Source organism: Erwinia sp. OLFS4 (assembly GCF_002752165.1).
Classification (GTDB): domain Bacteria; phylum Pseudomonadota; class Gammaproteobacteria; order Enterobacterales; family Enterobacteriaceae; genus Izhakiella.
The window spans coordinates 1-4647 of the sequence record NZ_MOMB01000083.1 but is presented as its reverse complement, the minus strand read 5'-3'; the positions used below and the strand labels follow the sequence as shown (position 1 = coordinate 4647).

4 protein-coding genes, 4 tRNA genes and 1 rRNA gene are annotated in these 4647 nt (G+C 48.2%); 1 reads left to right on the top strand and 8 read right to left on the bottom strand.

All coding sequences use genetic code 11. From position 1 onward, the window contains the following. The 5 genes from BL249_RS18430 to BL249_RS18410 form a co-directional block, all read right to left on the bottom strand. A partial coding sequence (locus BL249_RS18430; RefSeq protein WP_241898887.1) for a GTP-binding protein occupies nt 1-133 on the bottom strand: 133 nt, incomplete at its 3' end. A 108-nt stretch (nt 134-241) separates the two neighbouring features. Then, nucleotides 242-317 (bottom strand) — tRNA-Thr (locus BL249_RS18425). Between the two features lie 6 nt (nt 318-323). After that, nucleotides 324-398: transfer RNA gene (locus tag BL249_RS18420), tRNA-Gly, on the bottom strand. A gap of 179 nt (nt 399-577) precedes the next feature. After that, nucleotides 578-662: transfer RNA gene (locus tag BL249_RS18415), tRNA-Tyr, on the bottom strand. A 19-nt stretch (nt 663-681) separates the two neighbouring features. Further along, nucleotides 682-757 (bottom strand) — tRNA-Thr (locus BL249_RS18410). A gap of 462 nt (nt 758-1219) precedes the next feature. On the opposite strand from BL249_RS18410, the gene coaA reads away from it, so the two are divergent. After that, nucleotides 1220-2170, top strand: a complete 951-nt coding sequence (gene coaA / locus BL249_RS18400) for a type I pantothenate kinase (protein ID WP_099707585.1) — start codon at nt 1220-1222, stop codon at nt 2168-2170. An 89-nt stretch (nt 2171-2259) separates the two neighbouring features. Here the strand turns inward: coaA and birA are convergent, their stop codons facing one another. The 3 genes from birA to rrf form a co-directional block, all read right to left on the bottom strand. Next, entirely contained in the window at nt 2260-3219 is a 960-nt protein-coding gene (gene birA, locus BL249_RS18395; protein ID WP_099707584.1) for a bifunctional biotin--[acetyl-CoA-carboxylase] ligase/biotin operon repressor BirA, read from the bottom strand. Beyond that, nucleotides 3216-4253, bottom strand: a complete 1038-nt coding sequence (gene murB / locus BL249_RS18390) for a UDP-N-acetylmuramate dehydrogenase (protein ID WP_099707583.1) — start codon at nt 4251-4253, stop codon at nt 3216-3218. The genes birA and murB overlap by 4 nt, the downstream gene beginning before the upstream one ends. A gap of 269 nt (nt 4254-4522) precedes the next feature. Further along, nucleotides 4523-4638: ribosomal RNA gene (rrf, locus tag BL249_RS18385) — 5S ribosomal RNA — on the bottom strand. Between the last annotated feature and the right edge of the window lie 9 nt (nt 4639-4647).

Here is a 4647-nt window from a genome sequence, read left to right as displayed (position 1 = left end):
GCGCCTGGCCACCATACTTTTTAGACAGAACGGTGGTGATTGCCGCAGTCAGTGTGGTTTTACCGTGGTCAACGTGACCGATGGTACCCACGTTTACGTGCAGTTTGTTACGTTGAAATTGTTCTTTAGCCATCGCTAGTCCCTCTAAGACTCGGATATATCGGAGATATCGTCACATCAACCAGGCATTACCTGACTGTTTCATTAATACAGAGAGAGAATCAGGAAGGAGATAAAGAAGTGGTGCTGATACCCAGAGTCGAACTGGGGACCTCACCCTTACCAAGGGTGCGCTCTACCAACTGAGCCATATCAGCACGTCTTGGAGCGGGCAGCGGGAATCGAACCCGCATCATCAGCTTGGAAGGCTGAGGTAATAGCCATTATACGATGCCCGCATCCTGGAACTCGGCTACCTGTTCTGTCTGTAGCTTGTGAATAATAAGGCAAGATTCCTTATTATTCGAGCCAACGGCTAATTTTCGTTGGCGTTGACTGTGCTATCGCTCAGCCGGTAAACCTTGTGAGAACACGTTGTCGCTCACCTGGAACCATTAAACCATAATGATGGTTTGAATGGTGGTGGGAGAAGGATTCGAACCTTCGAAGTCTGTGACGGCAGATTTACAGTCTGCTCCCTTTGGCCGCTCGGGAATCCCACCTATCCAAATTGTTACTTGATGGTGCCGGCTACCGGAATCGAACTGGTGACCTACTGATTACAAGTCAGTTGCTCTACCTACTGAGCTAAGCCGGCATCAAGTGACGCGCATTCTAGGAAGATAGCAGGCGCTATGCAACTAAAAATTTTCATTTATCACCTCTATGCTCACTATTTGTTCAAATGACGGTAAAATCGGCTAATGCCCACTGTTTTCTGACTACTTTGCCGCCAACGCACCACGATTCAGTCGATTAAAAAAACACGTTATTTACTCTGCCTGTGTCATTGATCACGCCGCTAATGGCGAATTTTCAGCCAGCCAGAGAAACGACATGTCTCTTTCAGTGTGCAAAGTAATGATAGGTAAATCACCTGGCCTGGCCTGATTTGCCGCACGCAGATCATCATTTTTCTTCAGGTTACCCTTAGCTGATGGTAACCTGCCCCACTGTTTTTTCTCTCTGTTTGTTACCTGTTTGCGCAATCTGCTAAGCACAGCAACGCATTTCATATTAAGGTATCTGCAGAAAACTTTATGCTGACTGACGCAAACCCATGAGTAAAACACATTCACTACTTAAAACACCCTATCTGCAGTTTAGCCGTGCCCAATGGGCTGCACTGCGCAATTCGGTGCCCATGACGCTCACCGAAGAAGAAATTGCGCAATTAAAGGGAATTAACGAAGATCTGTCTTTAGAGGAAGTGGCAAAAATCTATCTTCCGCTTTCACGCCTGCTTAATTTTTATATCAGTTCGAATGTACGCCGCCAGACCGTTCTGGAACAATTTCTCGGCACTAGTGAACAAAAGGTTCCCTATATCATCAGTATTGCTGGCAGCGTTGCGGTTGGCAAAAGTACCACCGCGCGCGTATTACAAGCGCTTCTCAGTCGCTGGCCTGGTCACCGAAAAGTAGAACTCATCACCACTGACGGCTTTCTGCACCCTAATGCCGTTTTAAAAGAACGCGGCCTGATGAAAAAGAAAGGCTTCCCACAGTCTTATGATATCCATCGTCTCGTCGATTTTGTTTCAGCACTAAAATCAGGGGCGCCACAGGTCACGGCACCGGTTTATTCCCATTTGATTTATGACGTCGTACCCGATGGCGATAAAATCGTCCAGCAGCCGGATATACTCATTCTGGAAGGTCTCAACGTACTACAAAGCGGAATGGACTATCCGCACGACCCACACCGTGTTTTTGTTTCTGATTTTGTTGATTTCTCTATTTACGTCGATGCGCCAGAAGCACTACTTGAAAGCTGGTATATCAACCGTTTTCTTAAATTACGGCAGGGGGCTTTTACCGATCCTAATTCTTATTTTCACCACTATGCCCGGCTTTCAGAAGAAGAAGCAGTGAAGATCGCCACTCAGTTATGGAAAGAGATAAACTGGTTAAATCTGCAGGAAAATATTTTGCCAACCCGCGAGCGCGCCAGCCTGATTATGACCAAAAGCGCAAACCACGCCGTAGAGAACGTTTTTCTGCGTAAATAGTCAGGGGTCAACAGCAGGTTGCTGCACATCCCGTGATACGTCATACGGATAACGCCAGCAGCAGGTGGCGTTATCACTTTATCAGACACTCACTGCGGACGCAGTGAAATTTCTCCACCCACCCAGGGCGTAATAACGCCATTCTGATCAAGCAATAGCGCACCCTGGTTGTCTATTCCCCGGGCGATACCCGTGACTTCCCGCTCACCGATTAATAATTTCACCGGGCGATTGAGAAAATTGTCAAGCTTAGCCCAGCGGCCAATAAATGGTGTCAATCCTACCCGTTCAAATTCAGCAAGGCTGACACGTAACTGATTGATCAGTGTTGCAGCCAGCGCGTTACGATCAATATCAATGCCGGCTTCCTGCAGGTTAATCCAGCCCTGATCCACCACTGACGCTTCCGGCAAACGCATCGACAGATTAATACCCGCACCTAATACCACATGCGCTGCATCGCCGGTTTTTCCTGTAAGTTCTACCAGAATACCTGCAAGTTTGCGGTCATTCAGGTACAGGTCATTGGGCCATTTAACTCTTACGCCCTTAGCACCAAGACTCTGCAACACTTCCGCCATAACAATACCAATCACCAGACTCAATCCCATTGCCGCTGCCGGACCCTGATCAAGCCGCCAGTACATTGAAAGATGAAGATTAGTGCCAAACGGTGAAAACCATTGTCTGCCACGCCGTCCTCTGCCTGCCTGTTGATATTCAGCAACGCAGGCGGCGCCGGGAGACAATCCTGTCATGTTTTCCAGCAAGTACTGATTTGTCGAATCAATAACCGGAATAACCGACACGTTACCTTCATTGAGCTGCGCGCGAATACGCTGCTCGTCCAGTAACTGTATCGGGGCAGAAAAGCTGTAACCTTTGCCGGTTAAGGTAAATACATCCAACCCCCACCCTTTCAGCGTCTGCATATGTTTATTGATAGCTGCCCTGCTCATACCCAGCTGTTCACCCAGGTGTTCACCTGAGTGAAATTCACCATCAGCCAGAATGGTAACCAGCTTTAACGGTACGCTATTGTCCTTCATGATATTTCCCTCACCGCATCCATTTCGCCTTGTGCGCCAATAAAGCGCACTTCTGGTTCCAACCAAATATCAAACTTCTGTCCCACTCGCTGGCGTACTGCCCTGGCCAGCGCAACCACATCCTGACCTGACGCATGATTCTCATTAACCAGCACCAAAGCCTGCTGACGGTGCACCATGGCGCCACCAACACTAAAGCCTTTCAGCGAACAGCGATCGATGAGCCACCCGGCGGCCAGTTTCACGTGGTCGCCAGCCTGCGGATAGTAAGGTATTTGCGGGTACAACCGCAGAAGCGTTTCTGCTTTTTTGCTGTCAATAACTGGATTTTTAAAGAAACTTCCCGCATTACCTTTAACATCAGGATCGGGAAGCTTGCTACGTCGCATATGACAAACCGCGTCAAAAACCTGCTCCGGCGTGACGGTTGCTGGATTGAGTTTTATTAAATCACCATAGGTCAGCACCGGTTGCCATGATTTGCTTAATCTGAGCCCCACTGCCACAATGGCATATTCATCGCGGTAATGATGCTTAAACACACTTTCCCGATAGCCAAATCCACATTCAGCGGCCATTAATTGCGTTTGCTCGCCAGTCGGCAAATGCACAAGGCTGACATATTCACAAAATTGCTGAAACTCAACCCCATAAGCGCCAATATTCTGAATAGGTGCCGAACCGGCACAGCCGGGAATTAACGCCAGATTTTCCAGCCCGGCTATGCCTTTGTGCAGGCAGAACATAACTAACTGGTGCCAGTTTTCTCCCGCTCCTACATGCAGATGCCAGCTATCTCCGGTTTCTGTAACGTCAATACCATGAATTCGGTTAATCAACACCTGTCCGGAAAAATCCTCAACAAATAAAACGTTACTGCCTTCGCCAAGGAGTAACACTGGGGATTTTACCTTGCGGCTTTTCTGCCACAGCTGACAGAGAGTCTTCACATCCGAAACCACAGCGATCTCTGCGGCTTTTGCATTAAGATGGAACGTATTCCACGATGTCAAAGAAGTTTGCTGACAGGACATGGGAGCGCCTTTACCTATTTCATCTGACGCTCATATTACCCGATTATTGCTGATTTTTTTGAGGGTTTTATTGCGCATTAAGCAGATACCATTACCTGCCAACCAATAATCACTATTCCTTATGTCAGATAAATCTGTCCCCGCTGATCTCCGATTAAATAACCCCCCCATTCTGCAGATTTAATCATCAGACGTCTGCTTGATCGTCAAGGACAGCAAAAACAAAAAAGCCCCATGCTTACGCATGGGGCTTGTTCGTTTTATTTGATGCCTGGCAGTTCCCTACTCTCGCATGGGGAGACCCCACACTACCATCGGCGCTACGGCGTTTCACTTCTGAGTTCGGCATGGGGTCAGGTGGGACCACCGCGCTAAAGCCGCCAGGCAAATTCTT

Excerpts from the sequence above, each read along its gene's own strand:
- coaA (WP_099707585.1), top strand. The coding sequence starts at position 1,220 with ATGAGTAAAACACATTCACTACTTAAAACACCCTATCTGCAGTTTAGC.
- birA (WP_099707584.1), bottom strand. The coding sequence starts at position 3,219 with ATGAAGGACAATAGCGTACCGTTAAAGCTGGTTACCATTCTGGCTGAT.
- murB (WP_099707583.1), bottom strand. The coding sequence starts at position 4,253 with ATGTCCTGTCAGCAAACTTCTTTGACATCGTGGAATACGTTCCATCTT.